The 20706-nt window shown below is 61.1% G+C and carries 17 protein-coding genes; 7 read left to right on the top strand and 10 right to left on the bottom strand.

All coding sequences use genetic code 11. The features are described from left to right. Positions 1-57 precede the first annotated feature (57 nt). Complete coding sequence (locus PBDP_RS07520) at positions 58-924, bottom strand: carboxylate/amino acid/amine transporter (RefSeq protein ID WP_109755821.1); 867 nt, start codon at positions 922-924, stop codon at positions 58-60. 162 nt (positions 925-1086) lie between these two features. Here PBDP_RS07520 and PBDP_RS07515 point away from each other — a divergent pair, with 162 nt between their 5' ends. Continuing rightward, positions 1087-1788 (top strand): cyclase family protein, encoded by a 702-nt coding sequence (locus tag PBDP_RS07515; protein ID WP_116831709.1) that lies wholly within the window; start codon positions 1087-1089, stop codon positions 1786-1788. A 173-nt stretch (positions 1789-1961) separates the two neighbouring features. Here PBDP_RS07515 and PBDP_RS07510 read toward each other — a convergent pair whose 3' ends face one another. Both PBDP_RS07510 and PBDP_RS07505 read right to left on the bottom strand, forming a co-directional pair. Next, positions 1962-2561 (bottom strand): FMN-dependent NADH-azoreductase, encoded by a 600-nt coding sequence (locus PBDP_RS07510; RefSeq protein ID WP_109755823.1) that lies wholly within the window; start codon positions 2559-2561, stop codon positions 1962-1964. A gap of 150 nt (positions 2562-2711) precedes the next feature. Further along, entirely contained in the window at positions 2712-3026 is a 315-nt protein-coding gene (locus PBDP_RS07505; protein WP_109755824.1) for a 3-phosphoglycerate kinase, read from the bottom strand. Between the two features lie 50 nt (positions 3027-3076). On the opposite strand from PBDP_RS07505, the gene PBDP_RS07500 reads away from it, so the two are divergent. From PBDP_RS07500 to aqpZ, 5 genes are all read left to right on the top strand, one after another. Continuing rightward, on the top strand, positions 3077-4000 hold the full coding sequence (locus PBDP_RS07500; RefSeq protein ID WP_109755825.1) for a PA3225 family LysR-type transcriptional regulator: 924 nt from the start codon (positions 3077-3079) through the stop codon (positions 3998-4000). 14 nt (positions 4001-4014) lie between these two features. Further along, the gene (locus PBDP_RS07495) at positions 4015-4818 is read left to right on the top strand and encodes an alpha/beta fold hydrolase (protein WP_109755826.1); all 804 of its coding nucleotides are present in this window, start codon (positions 4015-4017) and stop codon (positions 4816-4818) included. 4 nt (positions 4819-4822) lie between these two features. After that, positions 4823-5386 (top strand): peptidylprolyl isomerase, encoded by a 564-nt coding sequence (locus tag PBDP_RS07490; protein ID WP_109755827.1) that lies wholly within the window; start codon positions 4823-4825, stop codon positions 5384-5386. A gap of 83 nt (positions 5387-5469) precedes the next feature. Further along, the gene (locus tag PBDP_RS07485) at positions 5470-7302 is read left to right on the top strand and encodes an ABC transporter ATP-binding protein (RefSeq protein ID WP_176688456.1); all 1833 of its coding nucleotides are present in this window, start codon (positions 5470-5472) and stop codon (positions 7300-7302) included. Between the two features lie 401 nt (positions 7303-7703). Then, positions 7704-8393 carry an aquaporin Z gene (gene aqpZ / locus PBDP_RS07480; RefSeq protein WP_212802041.1) on the top strand — a complete coding sequence of 230 codons (690 nt, stop codon included), beginning with the start codon at positions 7704-7706 and terminating at the stop codon, positions 8391-8393. A 16-nt stretch (positions 8394-8409) separates the two neighbouring features. On the opposite strand, the gene PBDP_RS07475 is transcribed toward aqpZ, so the two are convergent. The 7 genes from PBDP_RS07475 to aceK all read right to left on the bottom strand — a co-directional run bounded on the left by PBDP_RS07475 (position 8410) and on the right by aceK (position 19560). Beyond that, positions 8410-9534 (bottom strand): GNAT family N-acetyltransferase, encoded by a 1125-nt coding sequence (locus PBDP_RS07475; RefSeq protein WP_212802040.1) that lies wholly within the window; start codon positions 9532-9534, stop codon positions 8410-8412. A 143-nt stretch (positions 9535-9677) separates the two neighbouring features. After that, positions 9678-10988, bottom strand: a complete 1311-nt coding sequence (locus PBDP_RS07470) for an OprO/OprP family phosphate-selective porin (RefSeq protein WP_109755831.1) — start codon at positions 10986-10988, stop codon at positions 9678-9680. Positions 10989-11278: 290 nt separating this feature from the next. Then, complete coding sequence (locus PBDP_RS07465; protein ID WP_109755832.1) at positions 11279-11515, bottom strand: anti-sigma factor family protein; 237 nt, start codon at positions 11513-11515, stop codon at positions 11279-11281. Continuing rightward, entirely contained in the window at positions 11509-12120 is a 612-nt protein-coding gene (locus PBDP_RS07460) for an RNA polymerase sigma factor (RefSeq protein ID WP_212802039.1), read from the bottom strand. The genes PBDP_RS07465 and PBDP_RS07460 overlap by 7 nt, the downstream gene beginning before the upstream one ends. 175 nt (positions 12121-12295) lie before the next feature. After that, on the bottom strand, positions 12296-13417 hold the full coding sequence (locus PBDP_RS07455) for a beta-ketoacyl-ACP synthase III (RefSeq protein WP_109755834.1): 1122 nt from the start codon (positions 13415-13417) through the stop codon (positions 12296-12298). A 338-nt stretch (positions 13418-13755) separates the two neighbouring features. After that, on the bottom strand, positions 13756-17667 hold the full coding sequence (hrpA, locus tag PBDP_RS07450) for an ATP-dependent RNA helicase HrpA (RefSeq protein ID WP_212802038.1): 3912 nt from the start codon (positions 17665-17667) through the stop codon (positions 13756-13758). A gap of 171 nt (positions 17668-17838) precedes the next feature. Next, complete coding sequence (gene aceK, locus PBDP_RS07445) at positions 17839-19560, bottom strand: bifunctional isocitrate dehydrogenase kinase/phosphatase (protein ID WP_212802037.1); 1722 nt, start codon at positions 19558-19560, stop codon at positions 17839-17841. Between the two features lie 129 nt (positions 19561-19689). Here aceK and PBDP_RS07440 point away from each other — a divergent pair, with 129 nt between their 5' ends. Beyond that, on the top strand, positions 19690-20598 hold the full coding sequence (locus PBDP_RS07440; RefSeq protein WP_176688460.1) for a DMT family transporter: 909 nt from the start codon (positions 19690-19692) through the stop codon (positions 20596-20598). Positions 20599-20706 lie beyond the last annotated feature (108 nt).

Here is a 20706-nt window from a genome sequence, read left to right as displayed (position 1 = left end):
CAACAGATATACCGACTGATATGACGCCTTCGCGAGCAGGCTCGCTCCCACAGAGAGTCAGCGTGTGACTAGCGGTTGGCGCACGCCCAACCGACTGATCCACACCGCCACCAGTATCACCGACCCACCCAGCAGCAATCGCCCAAGTTCCTCGTGCTGGTTCCAGATCAGCAGGTTCACCAGCAGCCCTACCGGCACGTGCAGGTTGTTCATCACCGCCAGCGTCCCGCCGTTGACCAGGCACGCGCCTTTGTTCCACCAGTACAGCCCCAGCGCGGTGGAGACCAGGCCGAGGAACACCAGCACGCCCCATTGCAGCGGCGCTTCGGGCCAGAAATCCGCCTTGCCGAACAGCAGGAAAGCCGGCAACGCCACCATCAGCGCACCAAGATAGAAATAACCGAAACGCCGGTAATGCGGCAGGTCGCTCGGGTGACGGGCCACTAGGTGCTTGTACAGCACCTGTCCGGCCGCATAGGTGAAGTTGGCCAGTTGCAGCAGCAAAAAGCCCATGAAGAAATCCGGGTTGATCCGGTCGTAGCGAATCACCGCCGCGCCGGCCACGGCCACCAGCGCCGCGATCAGCGCCCAGGGATTGAAGCGACGGTTCAACGCGTCTTCGATCAAGGTCACGTGCAAAGGCGTAAGGATGGTGAACAGCAGCACCTCGGGCACCGTCAAGACCCGGAAGCTCAAGTACAGGCATACGTAGGTCACGCCGAACTGCAAGGCACCGATCAACAGCATGCCGCGCATGAACGATGGCTCCACCTGGCGCCAGCGCGTCAGCGGAATGAACACCAGCCCGGCCAGCAGCACCCGCACCAACACCGCGAAATAACTGTCCACATGTCCGGCCAGGTACTCACCGATCAAGCTGAAGGAAAACGCCTGGATCAGCGTCACAAAAAGTAGATAGCCCATAAGCTCCTCGTTTCGAATGGCGGCGAAGATAGCGGTTTTGAGGGATGGGCGCGAGCGTGATGGGCCGCAAGTTTCGGGTCACGGGTATGCACAGGAAGGCTGAGCGCAGTACTGTCCGATCAGCATCGCTCAAAGTTTCGCCAAGGATAAGGAAGCCCCTCCATGCAACGTATTGAGTTTCGAAAAGTCATCGACCTCAGCCACATCATCAGCCCGGACATTCCGCTCTGGCCTGGCGATCCTCCGGTGACGTTCGATGAGGTGGCATCACCGGAAAAGGACGGGTATTACCTGCGCCGTTTCGCCATGGGCGAGCACAGTGCAACCCATATGAACGCGCCGAACAGCTTTCACCCCAATGCCATCGGGATTGATGCCTATGAGCCGGCGTCCCTGGTCCGGCCGGCCGTCGTGATCGATCTACGCATCCAGGCGCGGGACAATCCAGATTACGTGATCGGCATCCAAGACATCGAAAAATGGGAACAGGCTCACGGACGCATCGATCAGGGCAGCGTCGTGCTTTTTTACACGGGGTGGCAGACCCTGTGGGACGACCCCAGGCGTTTTATCAATGCGGATGACAAGGGCCCGCACTTTCCCGGCATAGGTGCCGCAACCACCACATTTCTGCTTGAGCAACGCCGTATAGCTGGCGTTGGTATCGATACCCATGGCGCCGATCCGGGCCAGGACACGGTTTACGCCACCAACAGCCAGATCCTGGCAAATGAGGGCATCGTCCTGGAATGCCTGACCAATCTCGATCAGTTGCCCGCGAAAGGCACGACGCTGGTGATTGGCGTGCTTCGACTGAAAAAGGGTTCGGGCTCTCCTGTTTCCGTCATGGCGTTTGTACCCTGAGCCCAGTCAGGCGCAGATCATCGAGGCAAAAAAAAGCCCGATCTCGCTAACGCGTTCAATCGGGCTGATGCACTCAGGAGCAATAAGTGCAAAGGGAGGTTCGATGCGCAAAACGGTTTGAAGGGAAGCGCCAGGACACTAGACCACCTGGCGATTACCCGAGGATTAACGGATCAGGCGACCTGGGACAGTTTGGCGTTGGCCTGATTCAGGCCCTTCTCCTGGAAGTCGCCGCCCAGGTTCATGCCCTCGGCATGGATGAAGGTCACGTCGTGGATCCCGATGAAGCCCATGACCTGACGCAGGTAGGGTTCCTGGTGGTCAGTGCTGCCACCGGCATGAATGCCGCCACGGGCAGTCAGCACGAAGGCGCGCTTGTCGGCCAGCAGGCCTTGGGGACCGGTTGGAGTGTATTTGAACGTCACGCCGGCACGCAGTACATGGTCGAGCCAGGCTTTCAAAGTGCTGGGGATGGCGAAGTTGTACATCGGCGCAGCCATCACCAGTACGTCGGCGGCCAGCAGCTCATCGGTCAGTTGGTTGGAGCGCTCCAGCGAGGCATTTTCAACCTCGTTGCGCTGCTCGACAGGCTTCATCCAGCCACCCAGCAGATTGGCATCCAGATGCGGCACCGGATTGATGGCCAGGTCGCGAACGCTGATTTCGTCGGCCGGGTGTGCAGCTTTCCACTGGCTGATGAAGGTCTGGGTCAGTTGACGGGAAACCGAGTCTTGCTGGCGGGCACTGCTTTCGATGATCAGAACGCGGGACATGGCTTGTAGGCTCCATCTGAGAATGTTGTCAGTCGATGGAGTGAAGGTTAAACGCGAGCTTATCGATGAAAAAGCGCAAATAACTGCTGTAAAGCATCGATAATTTCGTTTATAAGCGGAGCAAGCCATGTCGCTTGCCCCGCTGCCGGGTTATTTCGGCTGGCAGGTCAGCTTGATGCGCAACTTGATGATGTTGCGGTTGAACTTGGCCGTGGCGTTCTTGAACTTGCCGGCGGCGACTTCGATCTTGCGGGTACGAGGCGCCTCGGGGCCATTGTTGAAGACCACGGTACAGGCCGCGTCGACGTTGCCGTAGTTGTTCACCTGGATAGAGCCGATGTCGGCATCGGTGTCATAGGCGTTGTAGTCGATGCTCAGGCCGTTGAGGTGTTTTTCCACATCGATCGGGTAGGCAAACGCAGTCAGCGGCAGCAAGGCCAGCACCGCACAACAGATTTTTTTCATTCGGCAGTCTCCACCAAGGGACCGCCAGCTTAGGACAAGAGGAGCTCATTATGAAAGCGCCCCGCGTGACCCTTGATCAATGGCGCACCCTGCAGGCCGTGGTCGACCATGGCGGTTTCGCCCAGGCCGCCGAAGTGCTGCATCGCTCCCAGTCATCAGTGAGCTACACCGTGGCCCGCATGCAGGATCAGCTCGGTGTACCGCTGCTGCGCATCGATGGGCGCAAGGCCGTGTTGACCGAAGCCGGCGGCGTGCTGCTGCGCCGCTCGCGGCAACTGGTGAAACAGGCCAGCCAACTGGAAGACCTGGCCCACCACATGGAGCAAGGTTGGGAAGCGGAAGTGCGCCTGGTGGTCGACGCGGCCTACCCCAACGCCCGCCTCGTTCGCGCCTTGACCGCGTTCATGCCACAAAGCCGTGGCTGCCGGGTGCGGCTGCGCGAAGAAGTGTTGTCGGGTGTCGAAGAAGTGCTGCTCGAAGGCGTGGCCGACCTGGCCATCAGTGGCTTCAGCATTCCCGGTTACCTGGGCGCGGAACTGAGCGATGTGGAGTTCATTGCGGTGGCCCACCCCGAGCATGCCTTGCACCGCCTCAATCGCGAGTTGAATTTCCAGGACCTGGAAAGCCAGTTGCAAGTGGTTATCCGCGATTCCGGCCGCCAGCAACCCCGGGACGTCGGCTGGCTCGGCGCCGAACAGCGCTGGACCGTGGGCAGCCTGGCCACCGCCGCCTCCTTTGTCGGCAGCGGCCTGGGATTCGCCTGGTTGCCCCGGCACATGATCGAACGGGAACTCAAGGAAGGCTTGCTCAAGCGTCTACCCTTGGAACAGGGAGGCAGCCGCAATTCGACCTTCTATCTTTTTTCAAACAAGGAAAAACCCCTGGGCCCGGCCACGCAAATCCTGATCGAATTGCTGCGCACCTTCGACACCGCGCCGCTGGATGCGCCGTTCGCCGCCCCTGAACAAGCCTGACAAGGACTTCGCCGATGGCCTACTTCGAACACGAAGGTTGCAACCTGCACTACGAGGAATACGGCCACGGCACGCCCCTGGTGCTGGTCCACGGGCTGGGCTCCAGCACTCGGGACTGGGAAAAGCAGATCCCGGTGCTGTCCGCCCATTACCATCTGATCGTAGTGGATGTGCGCGGTCACGGTCGCTCCGACAAACCACGGGAGCGCTACAGCATCAAAGGCTTCAGCGCCGACCTGAGCGCCCTGATCGAACACCTGGACCTTGGCCCGGTGCACTTGGTGGGCTGGTCCATGGGCGGCATGATCTGCTTTCAACTGGCCGTGGATGAACCCGGGCGAATCAAGAGCCTGTGCATCGTCAACAGCGCCCCTGAAGTCAAGGTCCGCACGCCCGACGACTGCTGGCAGTGGTTCAAGCGCTGGAGCCTGATGCGTCTGCTCAGCCTGAAAACCATCGGCAAGGCCCTGGGCGCCAAGTTGTTCCCCAAGCCAGAGCAAACCGAGTTACGCCTGGAAATGGCCCGACGCTGGGCAAAGAACGACAAACGTGCTTATCTCGCCAGCTTCGATGCGATCGTAGGGTGGGGCGTTCAGGAACGACTTTCACAGGTCGCCTGTCCAACCCTCGTCATCTGCGCCGACCACGACTACACCCCGGTGGCGCTGAAAGAAGCCTATGTAAAGCTGCTGCCCGATGCACGGCTGGCGGTCATCGCCGATTCACGGCACGCTACCCCGCTGGATCAACCCGAACGCTTCAACCAGACCCTGCTCGAATTTTTGACTGCAACCGATTCCACCACTCAGGATCACTGACCCCATGCTGAAAAAAATCGCCCTCGCCGCCGGCACCGTACTGTTTGCTGCCAACCTGATGGCCGCCACGCCTGCCAAGGCACCCCATGTATTGCTGGACACCACCAACGGCCAGATCGAAATCGAACTGGACCCCGTCAAGGCCCCCATCAGTACCAAGAACTTCCTTGAGTACGTGGACAGTGGTTTCTACACCAACACGATTTTCCACCGCGTGATCCCGGGCTTCATGGCCCAGGGCGGCGGCTTTACCGCACAGATGCAACAAAAAGACACCAAGGCACCGATCAAGAACGAAGCCAGCAATGGCCTGCACAACGTTCGCGGTACCTTGTCGATGGCTCGCACCTCCAACCCGGACTCGGCCACCAGCCAGTTCTTCATCAACGTCGCCGACAACGCCTTCCTCGACCCGGGCCGCGACGCCGGTTACGCGGTGTTCGCCAAAGTGGTCAAAGGCATGGATGTGGTGGACATCATCGTCAACTCCCAGACCACCACTAAACAAGGCATGCAAAACGTGCCGGTCGACCCTGTGATCATCAAGTCGGCCAAGCGCATCGACTGAAGAGGCACACGGCAAGCCTGGGCGGCGCGGTGATCCCGTGCCGCCCATAGCAATAAGGAGAGCCCCTGCCAGGGCATTTACAAATGGTTTATCGCCGCTTCGAAACACTGATCGATATCTTCCGCGACGCCCCGACCTCGGCCCCACCGAACCGCGTCCTGCCCTTCTACACGTATTACCTGAAACAGGTCTGGCCCAGCTTCGCCGTGCTGCTGGTGGTCGGCCTGATCGGCGCGCTGATCGAAGTGGCACTGTTCAGCTACCTGAGCCGCATCATCGACCTGACCCAGGGCACGCCCAATGTCGACTTCTTCAAGATCCATGGCCTGGAACTGGCCTGGATGGCCGTGGTGGCGCTGATCTTCCGCCCCATTTTCGTGGCCCTGCATGACCTGCTGGTGCACCAGACCCTGAGCCCCAGTATGACCAGCCTGATCCGCTGGCAGAATCACAGCTACGTGCTCAAGCAGAGCCTGAACTTCTTCCAGAACGACTTTGCCGGGCGCATCGCCCAGCGCATCATGCAGACCGGCAACTCCCTGCGCGACTCGGCGGTCCAGGCCGTGGATGCCCTGTGGCATGTGCTGATCTACGCCGTCAGTTCCCTGGTGCTGTTTGCCGAAGCCGATTGGCGCCTGATGATTCCCTTGCTGCTCTGGATCGCCGGTTACATCGGCGCCCTTTATTACTTCGTGCCACGGGTCAAGGAACGCTCTGTGGTGTCTTCCGACGCCCGTTCCAAGCTCATGGGACGGATTGTCGATGGCTACACCAACATCACCACCCTGAAGCTGTTCGCCCACACCAACTTCGAACAGCAATACGCCCGCGAAGCCATCGAGGAACAGACCGAGAAGGCCCAACTGGCCGGCCGCGTGGTGACGAGCATGGACGTGGCCATCACCAGCATGAACGGGTTACTGATCGTCGGCACCACGGCGCTGGCGCTGTGGTTGTGGACCCAGTCGCTGATCAGCGTCGGCGCTATCGCGTTGGCCACCGGCCTGGTGATCCGCATCGTCAACATGTCCGGTTGGATCATGTGGGTCGTCACCGGCATTTTCGAAAACATCGGCATGGTCCAGGACGGCCTGCAGACCATTTCCCAGCCCGTCAGCGTCACTGACCGCGACCAGGCCAAGCCCCTGGCCGTGGGCCGGGGCGAGGTACGCTTCGAGCATGTGGATTTCCACTATGGCAAGAAAAGCGGCGTGATCGGCGACCTCAACCTGACCATCAGGCCTGGCGAAAAAATCGGCCTGATCGGCCCGTCCGGCGCGGGTAAATCCACCTTGGTCAACCTGCTGCTGCGCCTCTATGACGTGCAAGGCGGGCGTATTCTCATCGACGGCCAGGACATCGCCGAAGTTGGTCAGGAAAGCCTGCGCGAGCGCATCGGCATGATCACCCAGGACACCTCGCTGCTGCATCGCTCGATTCGTGACAACCTGCTCTACGGCAAGCCCGACGCCACCGACGCGCAACTCTGGGAAGCCGTGCGCAAGGCCCGGGCCGACGAGTTCATCCCACTGCTGTCGGACGCCGAAGGCCGCACCGGCTTCGATGCCCATGTGGGCGAGCGCGGCGTGAAATTGTCCGGTGGCCAGCGCCAGCGCATCGCTATCGCGCGGGTGCTGCTCAAGGACGCGCCGATCCTGATCATGGACGAAGCGACGTCAGCACTGGATTCGGAAGTCGAGGCCGCGATCCAGGAAAGTCTCGAGACTCTGATGCAAGGCAAGACCGTGATCGCCATCGCCCACCGCCTCTCCACCATCGCCCGGATGGACCGCTTGGTGGTGCTGGAGAATGGGCGTATCGCCGAAACGGGTAGCCATGCTGAACTGCTGGCCCATGGCGGGTTGTATGCACGGTTGTGGCAGCATCAGACGGGTGGGTTTGTGGGGATCGACTGAGCTCTACCTGACACAGCCAAACCCTGTGGCGAGGGAGCTTGCTCCCGCTGGGGCGCGAAGCGCCCCCCAAATCTGCGCCCCAACGCAATCAATAGGTTGGACACCCAGCCTTATTGGGGCTGCTGCGCAGCCCAGCGGGAGCAAGCTCCCTCGCCACGGGGATCCGGTTTGAATCAGCAATACTGAAAAATTCTGTCCAGAATCCATTTAGCCCACATAGCAACGACATACTCCCCGCCGACCACGGCCAAGACCGCCACAGTCCCTGACGCTGGCGGTTTTTTGTGCCGCTGGATTTGTCGATAAACCCTGCTGTACTCAGCTCAGGTTCTGGAGATGAACCTGTCGTAATTCTGCTGGATGCATAACCGATCATCACGACTGTTTTATCAAGGATGCTTATGTCTTTACTCAAACGTTCAACGACTGAGTTGTTGGGTACGTTCTGGCTGGTACTGGGCGGCTGCGGCAGCGCGGTATTGGCCGCTTCCGGGATCGGCGTGCTGGGGGTAGCCCTGGCGTTCGGCCTGACGGTGTTGACCATGGCATTCGCCATCGGTCATATCTCGGGTTGCCATTTGAACCCCGCCGTTTCACTGGGCTTGTACGTGGGCGGGCGGTTTCCGGCCAGGGAGTTGCCTGCCTACATCATCGCCCAGGTTATCGGGGGGGGGCTGGCCGCCGCGTTGATCTACTTCATCGCCAGCGGCAAGGAAGGCTTTGACCTGGCCGCTTCCGGCCTGGCAGCGAACGGTTACGGCGAGCATTCGCCCGGTGGGTACTCGATGGCGGCGGGCTTTGTCACCGAGCTGGTCATGACGGCAATGTTCATCCTGATCATCCTCGGCGCCACCGATAAACGTGCGCCGGCCGGGCTGGCACCGATTGCCATCGGCCTGGCCCTGACGCTGATTCACCTGATCTCGATCCCGGTCACCAACACTTCGGTCAACCCGGCCCGCAGTACCGGTCCGGCGCTGATCGTCGGTGGTTGGGCCATCGAGCAACTATGGCTGTTTTGGGTGGCGCCGCTGCTGGGCGCGGTCATCGGCGGAGTCTCGTACCGCTGGCTAGGCCAGGAAAGCCGCTGAGTCACGCCTTCAAGGATCAGCACTGCCGATAAGGCAGTGCTGTTTTCGCTTCTTCGGCATATGCCAGCACCCCCTCATGCTCGCGCACGAGGAAATCCGCCACCGCTGCTTTCAGCCCCGGATGACGCAGGTAATGCCATGAGCGGGTAATCACCGGTTCGAACCCGCGAATCAATTTGTGCTCGCCCTGGGCACCGGCATCGAAACGCTGCAAGCCATGGGCAATCGCGTAGTCCATGCCCTGGTAGAAACAAGTCTCGAAGTGCAAACGGTCAAACTCCGCCAGGCAGCCCCAATAGCGCCCGTAGAAACTGTCGCCGCCCACCAGGCTGAACGCCATCGCCACTGGCCGCGAACCTTGCTTGGCCAGCACCACACGAATGGCCTCGGGCATGCGTTCGGCCAGCAGGCTGAAGAATGCCCGGGTCAAATAGGGCGCCTGCCGTCGTATCGCATAAGTGTTGGAATAACAGGCGTAGACAAAATCCCACTGCGCCTCGTCCAACTGATGACCTTCGAGCCATTCGAACTCGATGCCCTGCCCCGCCACCTGTTCACGCTCCTTGCGCATCTGCTTGCGCTTGCGGGAACTGAGCGCATCGAGAAAGTCCTGGAAGTCCCGGTAACCGCGATTTTGCCAGTGGTACTGGCAGCCGATCCGCTGCAGCCAACCTTCCTGCCCGGCCAGCGCCGAATCGGTGAAAGCATCGGTGAAGTTGATATGGGCGCTGGAAAGCCCTTCGATTTCCAGATAACCCGGCAGGCTGCCCAGCAGTTCCAAGCCATCTTCGGCGCGCGCCGCCAGCAACCGCGGGCCACTGACCGGACTGAACGGCACCGCCGTCAGCAGCTTGGGGTAATACTCGATCCCGGCCCGGGCGCAAGCGTCGGCCCAGCCGTGGTCGAACACGTATTCACCATAGGAATGCCACTTGCGGTAACTGGGCAAGGCTGCCAGCAGACGACCGTCTTCAATGTGCAGCAAATGCTCGGGTTGCCAACCGGATTGCGGGTCCAGGCTGGCGCTGTCTTCCAGGGTACCGAGGAAGGCGTGGCGCAGGAACGGTTGATTGGCGGGCACCAGCGCGTCCCACTCGTGCGGGGCGATGGCGGACAGGCTATCCAAGACGTGAAGCGGCATGCGGTTCCTCGATATCCAGACGGCGGATGGGGCGAGTATCGCCGATCCTGAGCGGCCGGGCACAAAAAAAACCCCGCCAGGGGCGGGGTTCAAAGGAGCGCTTTAACGGATGAAGTCAGAGCGGTGTATCAAGTCAGCGCGATTCAGAACACGTACTGGGCACGGACTACGAAACCGTCGCCATCGTCATCGCCATTGGCGTTGGTGACTTTGTCGGTCTTGGCCTTGACGTAGGCACCGGTGATTTTCACCGCTTCGTTGGCGTACCAGTTCACGCCCAGGTTGTGCACCTTGGCTTCGGCATCGCCCACTTCACGGGTCGCCGAGGCAGTGGTGATGTTGTCGTCTTCGACGGTCATGCTGTCGAAGCGGTAGAACACTTCCCAGGCGCCAATGGATTTGTTCTGAGGTTTGATCGCGTCAAACTTGCCGACCTTGTAACCACGGGACTCACCGGTGATGGTGTAGGCACCCTGGACGTAGAAGCCGTGGCCTTTGAGGTCTTCGAAGGCGTCGCTGTCAGCCTTGGTCTTACGGGAGATGTACTCACCCTGGATCGACGCAGGCCCCATGGCGAACGCGGCTTCCAGGCCGAAAGCGGTATCAGTGTCGTAAGAGCCGGCTGGCGAGTTGTTGGCGCCGCCCAGTACCGGACGGTTGCCGTTAGGACCGGCGTCGTTACCACCCAGGGTTTCAACACCACGCATGCCCAGACGGGAGCGATAACGCGCATCGAACGCGGTATCCGAAACGTCACGGGAGGCTACGTTCAAACCGAAGTGCAGCACGTTGCCCGCTTCGTGCATCGGGGCGAACACGAAGCGACCGTTGACTTGCTTGACGCTGTCGCCGTCGGTGTCGTCGGTGTCCTTGCTGAACACGCCGGCCGAAGCATAGAACGAATCGGCGAAGGTGCTGGACGCCTGGATGCCCAGGCCGTTCTGATGGCTGTTGGCCCAGTCGATCAGGTCGTAGGCAGCGTTACGCTCAGGCGCGGTCACCCACTTGGAGCTGGTGGCTTTTTCCAGGCCGAAGTCGGGGTCGAAGCGACCGACCTTGATCGACACCGGCTTGAAGCCGTTGTAGGCCAGGGACGCTTCGTCGAAATAGCCGTTATCGGAGTCGCCACTGTTGTGGGACATGTCGTAGTTGATGGTGTAGGCCCAATCCGTGTACAGCACGCCGGACAGTTCAAGGAACGCACGGCGGATGTAAGCGGCGTCGGCCGATTTGCCGTTGTCGGTGTAGATACCGTCGAACTGGCTGTAGTCAGCCTGCACACGACCACCGAGCTTGAAGCTGAACTCTTTGTCAGTGGTAGCGACCTCAAGGCCGCCCTTGGTCTTGACCACGATATCGGCGCCATCGGTGGTGACGGTGCCGGCGAAAGCCTGGGCGGTTACTGCCATTGCCAGTGCGCTGGCGGCAACACCTGCGAAGTGCTTACGGATCATCGAAGAATTCCCCTGTTGGTAGTCTATGCGTTAGAAAACACGCGGAACTGGGCCCGCTGGTGTTGGGAGGGGATCTTGGCGGCCGGTTGTGTCAGGCGAGTTGCTATCACATAAAGATTTTATGACAGCGGAACTTTTTACTTCGAATGGGAATATAACCAACACAAACATAAACCCCTGTGGGAGCGAGCCTGCTCGCGATAGCGGTGGGTCAGTCAACACAACGCTGGCTGATCCGCCGTTATCGCGAGCAGGCTCGCTCCCACAGGGGGTCGGTGGTGTATCGAAGATTACTTAGATGTTTTGCGACGCTCGGCGGCGAGTTTCTCGGCGAGGTGATCCAGGTCGGGAACCGGCGGATGCGGCAGTTTTCTGAGGGTCGCCTGCATCAGGCGCATCTGGCGGATGAATCGTCGGCAATTGGGGCAGAACATCAGGTGATGGCGCACCATCAGGCGTTCACGAAAGCTTAACTGGCCGTCGAGATAATCGCTGGAGCGCGCCACTTGTTCCTTGCAGGTCAGCATTCGCCGGTTTCCTCGAAATGTTCAACAGTCGCGAAGACCTTCAGTCGGGCGCGATGCAGCAGCACGCGGACATTGGAGAGCGAAATGCCCAGCAGATTACAGATTTCGTCCAGTTCCAGGCCCTGTTGTTCCCGCAGAGTCAGCACGCTGCCTTGCAGTTCCGACAGGCTGAGCAACGTATGCTCCAGGCAATCACGCAACTCACGCTCGGTGAGCAACGCTTCGGGCGTGTCCTGGTGCCAGGCGAACGGCGCCAGCAGCCAATGCCCATCGGCGGCGAAACGATCATCGCCAAGGGTGCCGTGGGGCGACGGCAGATCGTCGAGCAGCACTTCCCGACGGTTCTGTTTGTAGCGGCCCTTGGCGGCATTGGCCGTGATGGTCAACAACCAGGTCTTGAGGCTGGAACGCCCCTGGAAACTGCTGAGATTGCGCACCACCGACAGCCAGGCGTCCTGCACCACTTCGTCGGCATGACGGCTGCCAACGATGGCATAGGCCACGGCGCGCATCGGGCTCTGGTAGGTGCTGACCAGTTCCTTGAAGGCCTGCTGCTCACCGGCCAGGAGGCGTTGGAGCAGGTGGGTGTCGTCGGTGACCGTCATTCAACGCCCTATGGCTGGATAGATCGCTGTTGTGGCATGGGAATTCATGTGGGAGCAAGGCTTGCCCGCGATACAGGCGACGAGGTCTTCCATAAACCAAGTCGCCTGTTTCGCGAGCAAGCTTTGCTCCCACATGGCCTTGCTCCACAAAAAATTTCGGCGTAGCAACAGTGGATCAACGCTTGCGCAAAATCACGCTACCAATCGAATACCCTGCGCCGAACGAGCTGAGCACGGCGACCGAACCGCTGGGCAAGTCGTCCTGGTACTTGTGGAACGCAATCACCGACCCCGCCGAACTGGTGTTGGCATAGCGGTCGAGGATCACCGGGGCTTCCTCTTCGGTGGCTTCACGCCCCAGCAGTTTGCGTACGATCAGGTGGTTCATGCTCAGGTTGGCCTGGTGCAACCAGAAGCGCTTGACCTCGCCAACGTTCAACTGGTTTTCCTCCAGGTGGGCACCGATCAGTTCGGCCACCATCGGGCAGACGTCACGGAACACCTTGCGGCCTTCCTGGACGAACAACTTGTCGCGGCTGCCGATGCCTTCTTCTGCGGCGCGGTTGAGGAAGCCGAAGTTGTTGCGGATGTTGTTGGAGAACTTGGTCAGCAGCTTGGTGCTGACCACGTCGAACTGGTACGGCGAGGTCGCCAGGTCCGCACGCTCGATGATCACGGCGGTGGCCGCGTCGCCAAAGATGAAGTGGCTGTCACGGTCGCGGAAGTTCAGGTGGCCGGTGCACACTTCCGGGTTGACCATCAGGATCGCCCGGGCCTGGCCCAGTTGCACGCTGTTGGCCGCGGCCTGGATGCCGAAGGTGGCCGAGGAACAGGCCACGTTCATGTCGAAACCGAAACCTTCGATGCCCAGGGCTTCCTGGACTTCAATGGCAATGGCCGGGTACGCGCGCTGCAGGTTGGAGCAGGCGACGATCACGCCATCGATGTCGGCGGCGGTGCGACCGGCGCGTTCCAACGCCTGTTTTGCCGCGCCGACAGCCATTTCACACAGCACCGACCACTCGTCGTTGGAGCGCTCGGGCAAACGGGGGGTCATGCGTTGCGGGTCGAGGATGCCGTCCTTGTCCATGACGAAGCGGCTCTTGATGCCCGAGGCCTTTTCGATGAACGCGGCGTTGGATTCGGTCAACGCCTCGACTTCACCGCGCTCGATGGCCTCGGCGTTGTCGGCGTTGAATTGCGCGACATAGGTATTGAAAGATTGCACCAGCTCTTCGTTGGAGATGCTGTTGGCCGGGGTGTACAGGCCGGTGCCGCTGATGACGACGTTATGCATGGTCGTGTCTCTGATCTGTTCAGGCAGAAAGCATTGGCACCGACGTACCAATACACAAAGGGACTTTTCCCATCCGGGGAAGCAGTCCTGGCATCGCTTTATTCCGATCCGCCCGGGGCATTGAAGCTCAAAACCACGGGACCGGCATTTATAGCCGCGAAGTTTGCCACAAACGCTGGCGTTTGGCCCATTCTCAGTGAGCTACACCAACTAACCCTGTGGGAGCGAGCCTGCTCGCGATAGCGGTGGTTTACTCAGTATTTATGTCGACTGACACAACGCTATCGCGAGCAGGCTCGCTCCCACAGGGGTTAGTAGTGTTCATCTGGTTTGTGGCATCAGGCCTCCACCTGCCCCCACTGCTTACTCAAGCGCTTATCGGAAATCGGCACCTTGGTCCCCAACTGCTGGGCGAACAGCGACACCCGGTACTCCTCCAGCCACCAGCGATACAGCTCCAGTTGCGGATCGCGCTTGCCTTCCTGGAGGTGTTTGCTGGCGCGGGTCTGGTATTGGGCCCAGAGGTTCGACAGTTCGCCGCTCCAGACCCGGTCTTTCTGCACCTGGCTGCCCAGTTTCTCGAAGCGTTGCTCGATGGCCTTGAGGTAGCGCGGCAGTTCCTTGAGCCATTGATGGGGGGTTTCGCGGACGAAGCCCGGATACACCAGGTGGCTGAGCTGTTGCTTGATGTCGTTCAACGCCACGGCCTGGGCCAGGTCGATCTTGCCCTTGAAGCGTTTTTGCAGGCCGTGCCAGAGCTTGAGGATGTCCAGGGTCAGCTTCGCCAGGCGTTCGGCGTGTTCGGTCCAGCCGCCACGCTTGCGCTCGGCCAGGGAAGCCAGCGCTGCGCCGTCACGGGGCAGGCTCGCTTCGCCTTCGAGCACGCAACTGTCGAGGCTGACCAGCAGGATGTCTTCCACCAGGCTGTCGATGCGACCCAGGTCGCGGTACAACAGGCCCAGCTCCGTCAGGCCGGGCAGCTTGCCGCGCAGGAACTTGGCCGACTCGGCCAATTGCTGCATCAACAAGCGCGGCAAGGCACGGCGATGCTGGAACTCGGCTTCGGCCGGGGTCGGGAATCGCCCTTCCTTGACCACGCCGCCCTCTTCCACCAGCGCCGGGTAGACCGTCATCGACAGCCCGGCGATCTTCTGTTGGGTTTTCTCCGCCACCGGTGCGAAAACCTTCGCCTCCACCGGTGCCTGGCTCTTCGCCGTTTGCGGCACGGCCAAGGCCGCCTGGCTGGCTTCGGCAAAGCGCGCCGTCAGTTCGGCCAGGTCGCGACCTTCGCCAAGGAACTTGCCCTGGCCGTCGACGATTTCCAGGTTCATACGCAGATGGCTTTCCACCTGCTGCGCCGCTTCCGCCCAGGCTTCGTCGCTGACCCGCGCGCCGGTCATGCGCAGCAGTTCGCGGCCCAGGGATTGCGGCAACGAGCCTTCGGCGAAGGTGATGCGTTGCAGTGCGGCCTTGACGAAGTCCGGCACCGGCACGAAGTTCTTGCGCAAGGCCTTGGGCAGGTTGCGCACCAGGGCGATGCACTTGGCCTCGATCATTCCCGGCACCAACCATTCCAGGCGCTCCGGCGGCAGCATCGGCAACAGCGGCGCTGGTACCCGCAGCGTCACGCCATCACGAGGATGGTTGGGCTCGAAGTGATAGCTCAGCGGCAAGGTCAGATCGCCGACGCGCAATGTGTCCGGGTAGTACGCGGCCGTGACTTCACTGGCCTCGCGGGCCAGCACGTCTTCTTCGCGCATGATCAGTAGCTGCGGGTCTTTCTGGCTGTTGATCCGGTACCAGCTGTCGAAGGTCGCGGTCTGGTGGATCTCGGCCGGCAAACGCGCATCGTAGAAAGCGAACAGGGTTTCTTCGTCCGCCAGGATGTCACGGCGGCGGGCCTTGGCTTCCAGTTCGTCGAGCTGCTCCAGCAACTTGGTATTGGCGTCCAGGCACTTGGCCTTGGACTGGATCTCACCGCGCACCAACGCCTCACGGATGAACAGCTCCCGCGACACCACCGGGTCCACCGGCCCGTAATGCACCGGTCGCCGACCGACGACAATCAGCCCGAACAGGGTGATCTGCTCATACGCCACCACTTGCCCGCGCTTCTTCTCCCAATGGGGTTCGAAGTGGTTTTTCTTGATCAAGTGCCCGGCCAGCGGCTCGATCCAGTCCGGCTCGATCTTGGCCACCATGCGCGCGTAGAGCTTGGTGGTTTCCACCAGCTCAGCGGTCATCAACCACTGCGGACGCTTCTTGCCCAGGCCCGACGAGGGGTGGACCCAGAACCGCCGCTGACGGGCGCCGAGGTAGTCGCCGTCTTCGGTTTTCTGGCCGATCTGGCTCAACAGGCCCGAGAGCACCGCCTTGTGCAGTTTCGGGTAATCGGCCGGTTCTTTGTTGAGGCTCAACTGCATGTCGCGGCAGATCAGACTCAACTGGCGATGGGAATCACGCCATTCACGCAGGCGCAGGTAGTTGAGGAAGTTCTTGCGACACCAGTTGCGCAGCGGGCTGGCGGTCAGGGCCTGGCGCTGCTCTTCGAAACCGCGCCACAGGTTGACCAGCCCGGCGAAGTCCGAGTCCGCATCCTTCCACTGGGCGTGGGCCTGGTCGGCCGCTTGTTGACGCTCAGGCGGGCGCTCGCGCGGGTCCTGGATCGACATGGCGCTGGCGACGATCAGCACTTCCTGCAAACTGCCCAGCTTCGCCGCTTCCAGCAGCATGCGGCCCATGCGCGGGTCCACCGGCAGGCGCGCCAACTGGCGACCGAGTGGGGTCAGTTGACTGTTGCGGTCCACCGCCGACAATTCTTGCAGCAGGTTGAAACCGTCGCTGATGGCCTTGCCGTCCGGCGGCTCGATGAACGGGAAATCGGTGATCTCGCCAAGGCGCAGGTGCAACATCTGCAGGATCACCGCCGCCAGGTTGGTGCGCAGGATCTCCGGGTCGGTGAATTCCGGCCGACCGAGGAAATCCTCTTCGCTGTACAACCGCACACAAATCCCCGGCTCGACCCGTCCGCAGCGACCCTTGCGCTGGTTGGCGCTGGCCTGGGAAATGGCTTCGATGGGCAGGCGCTGGACCTTGGCCCGATAGCTGTAGCGGCTGATGCGCGCGGTGCCGCTGTCGATCACGTAGCGGATGCCCGGCACGGTCAGCGAGGTTTCGGCGACGTTGGTCGCCAGGACCACGCGACGGCCTGGGTGGGACTGGAAGATCCGTTGCTGTTCGGCCGGCGACAGGCGCGCGTACAGCGGCAGAATCTCGGTGTGCTTGAGTTGGGCCTTGCGCAGCATTTCGGCTGCGTCGCGAATCTCCCGTTCGCCCGGCAGGAACACCAGCACATCCCCGGGGCTGCGGCGCTCGCTGCGCTCGTAGGCGGCGATTTCATCGAGGGTGGCGAGAATCGCCTGGTCGACGGTCAAGTCGTCCTCGACGCGGTTGCCTTCTTCGTCCTGCTCCAGGGTCAGCGGGCGATACCAGGTTTCCACCGGGAAGGTGCGGCCCGAGACTTCCACGATCGGCGCGTCATCGAAATGCTTGGAAAAGCGCTCCAGGTCGATGGTCGCCGAGGTGATGATGACTTTCAGGTCCGGGCGGCGCGGCAGCAGGGTCTTGAGGTAGCCGAGCAGGAAGTCGATGTTCAGGCTGCGCTCGTGGGCTTCGTCGACAATGATCGTGTCGTAGCGTTCGAGGTAGCGGTCGTTCTGGGTCTCGGCCAGCAGGATGCCGTCGGTCATCAACTTGATCAGGGTGTTGGCGTCGCTCTGGTCCTCGAACCGCACCTGATAACCCACCAGCGCCCCCAAGGGGGTGGCCAGTTCCTCGGCCACCCGACTGGCGACGCTGCGGGCAGCGATCCGGCGCGGCTGGGTGTGACCGATCAAGCCATGCTGGCCGCGACCGATTTCCAGGCAGATCTTCGGCAACTGCGTGGTTTTCCCCGAGCCGGTTTCGCCGGCGATGATCAACACCTGATGCTTGAGCAACGCCTGCTTGATTTCGTCGCGCTTGGCGGCAATCGGCAAATTGTCGTCATAGCGGATCACCGGCAAGCTCGCCTTGCGCGCCAGCACCTGATCGCACGACGCCTGCATGCGCGTCACCCACTGGGCCAGCTTGGCCTCGTCGGGCTTCTTGCGCAGCTCGAGCAACTGCCGCCGCAACCGGTGACGGTCGGCGAGCATGGCGTGGTCGAGGTTTTTCAGCAGCTTGTCGATAGCGGGGGCTTGGTCAGTCATCAGGTACGCAAGGGTCGTCGGTTTTGTGCAGGGGGCCGATTGTCGCAGATTTGCGCACATGTGGGAGCAAGGCTTGCCCGCGATGAAGATGACGCGGTCTCCCAGGGGACCGAGGCGCCTGCATCGCGAGCAAGCTTTGCTCCCACAGGTTTTTTGAGGGCCCTTACCGGATTATTCGTTGTCCGGATCCTTGCGCCGATACGGGAACACATCGATCACCTTCCCCGCCCGAATCGCCTCCTGCAGGCCTTTCCAGTAATCGGCGTTGTACAACTCACCGTGCAACTGGTCAAACAGCTTGCGCTGCCCGGCGTCGGCGAACAGGAACGGCGGAAATTCTTCGGGGAACACGTCCAGCGGGCCGATGGAATACCAGGGCTCGGAAGCCATTTCGTCTTCCGGCGTGCGGGGCTGGGGGATGTGGCGGAAGTTGGCTTCGGTGAGGAAGCAGATTTCATCATAGTCGTAGAACACCACGCGGCCGTGGCGGGTCACGCCGAAGTTCTTGAGCAGCATGTCGCCGGGGAAGATATTCGCCGCCGCCAGTTGCTTGATCGCCAGGCCATAGTCTTCCAGGGCCTCGCGCACCTGGGCGTCGTTGGCGTTTTCCAGGTACAGGTTCAACGGTGTCATCCGGCGTTCGGTCCAGCAGTGACGGATCAGCACCGTATCGCCTTCCACCGACACCGTGGACGGCGCCACTTCCAGCAGTTCCTCAAGGCACGCCGGCTCGAATTTGCTCAGGGGAAAACGAAAATCGGCGAACTCCTGGGTATCGGCCATGCGCCCGACCCGGTCGACGCTTTTCACTAATCGGTACTTCTCGATCACCGTGGCCCGGTCGACGTTTTTCGACGGCGAGAACCGGTCCTTGATGATCTTGAACACCGTGTTGAAGCCCGGCAGGGTGAACACGCTCATGACCATGCCACGCACACCGGGGGCCATGATGAACTGGTCGTCGGTGTTCGCCAGGTGATTGATCAGTGCCCGGTAGAACTCCGATTTGCCGTGCTTGTAGAAACCGATGGAGGTGTACAACTCGGCGATGTGTTTGCCCGGCAGGATGCGCTTGAGAAAGCCGATGAATTCCGCCGGCACTGGCACGTCTACCATGAAGTACGAGCGGGTGAACGAGAAGATGATCGAGACCTGCGCCTCGTCGGTGATCAGCGCATCGATCTGGATACCCCGGCCCTCACGGTGCAACAGCGGGATCACCAGCGGCCATTGATCGTCGCGGGTGTAGATCCGCCCCACCAGATAGGCCCCCTTGTTGCGATAGAGCACCGAAGAAAACAGCTCCACCGTCAGTTCCGGATCCTTGCAGACCCAGTCCGGCAGGTTCTCGCGCAACTGCGCTTCGAGGCGTTGCAGGTCGCCCGGCAAATCGGCGTAGTCCTCGCTGAAACGGTAGTCGGCGAACACGCTCGCCAGTATCCGGTCCAACTGCCCCTGAGGCTTGTAGGTGCGGGTCTGGGCAGCGCGGGCCCGACGCAGGCTGGGCCGGGTGGTGTGGATGAACATGGTGCCGTCGCTGATCAGGTCGTGGCTGAACAACCCGCAGAAGATCGAGTTGTACCAGGTTTCCGACAGCTCATCGTCGAAGCGCAGGTCGATCAGGCTGATGTAGGCGCTTTTGACCAGCGGCCAGCAGCCCACATCCATCAGGGTTTCGGCATCGAAGGCCTTGTGCAGCTTGGCGACGGTTTCGAAGACTTTTTCTTCATACAAGTTGATGCGCGCCGCCGAAGCCGCTTGCGCCTCCAGCCACAGGGCCTGCTCGAACCGGGCGCGGGCGCCATCGGTAATCTGCCGGAAATGCTCACGATAATCGTCGAAGCCGTCGAGGATCGAACGGGCGATTTCAATGGCGGGCCATGGCTGCGGCATAGGTAAACCTCGGCGGGTCATGCTTGTTATTGGCGACTGAGCTTAGAGGCCAATCAGGCGGCAACGCAACCATTGCCATCGCTATTCAGGACGGCGACACTTGCCGCCCGATCAAGGAAGGAATGACTCGTGAACCTCGTCGATATCCTGCGTTTACTGTCACTGGCCGCCATCTGGGGGGCCAGTTTCCTGTTCATGCGCATTATCGCCCCCGTCATTGGCACAATCCCCACTGCTTTTTTTCGCGTGTCCATCGCCTTCGTCGGGTTGCTGGTGATCCTGGCCCTGATGCGCGTCGACTGGAATTTTCGCGGCAAGCTCAAAGTCGTGATGGGGCTGGGCCTGATCAACTCGGGCATTCCGGCAACGTTCTATTCAGTGGCGGCCCAGGTGCTGCCGGCCGGTTACTCGGCGATCTTCAACGCCACCACGCCGTTGATGGGGGTGTTGATCGGCGGCCTGTTCTTCAGCGAAAAACTCACCCTGGCCAAGGTCAGCGGTGTCTGCCTGGGGCTGCTGGGTGTTGGCATCCTGACCCGCGCCGGCCCGGTGGCGTTCGACCTGCAGCTGTTGATGGGCGCCCTCGCCTGCCTGCTGGCCACGACCTGCTACGGCTTTGCCGGTTTCCTCACCCGGCGCTGGCTCGATCACCAAGGAGGCCTGGACAGCCGTCTCTCGGCCCTGGGCAGCATGTTCGGTGCCACGGTGTTCTTGCTGCCGCTGTTTGGGTACAGCGTCATCAGCCAGCCACCGGCCAGCTGGGGTGGCTGGAGCGTCTGGCTGTCACTGCTGGGGCTGGGCCTGGTGTGTACCGCCCTGGCATACATTCTTTACTTCCGCTTGCTCAGTTCCATCGGTCCGGTCAAATCGATGACCGTGACCTTCCTGATTCCGCCGTTCGGCGTGTTGTGGGGGGCGTTGCTGCTGGATGAGCCGTTGGGGATGGCGCATTTGTATGGCGGGGTGTTGATTGCGGCGGCGTTGTGGTTGGTGCTCAAGCCCGCTGCGGCGAAACCGGCTGAAGTGTCTGCCCGGTAGTTCATCGGTGTGGCTGAAAATGCCATCGCGGGCAAGCCTTGCTCCCACAAGGACTACACATAACCTGTGGGAGCAGGCTTGTACATAACCTGTGGGAGCAAGGCTTGC

Source organism: Pseudomonas sp. St290 (assembly GCF_018325805.1).
Classification (GTDB): Bacteria; Pseudomonadota; Gammaproteobacteria; order Pseudomonadales; family Pseudomonadaceae; genus Aquipseudomonas; species Aquipseudomonas bijieensis.
Note: the sequence above shows the minus strand (reverse complement) of the source record. Positions and strands in the feature narration are given on the sequence as shown.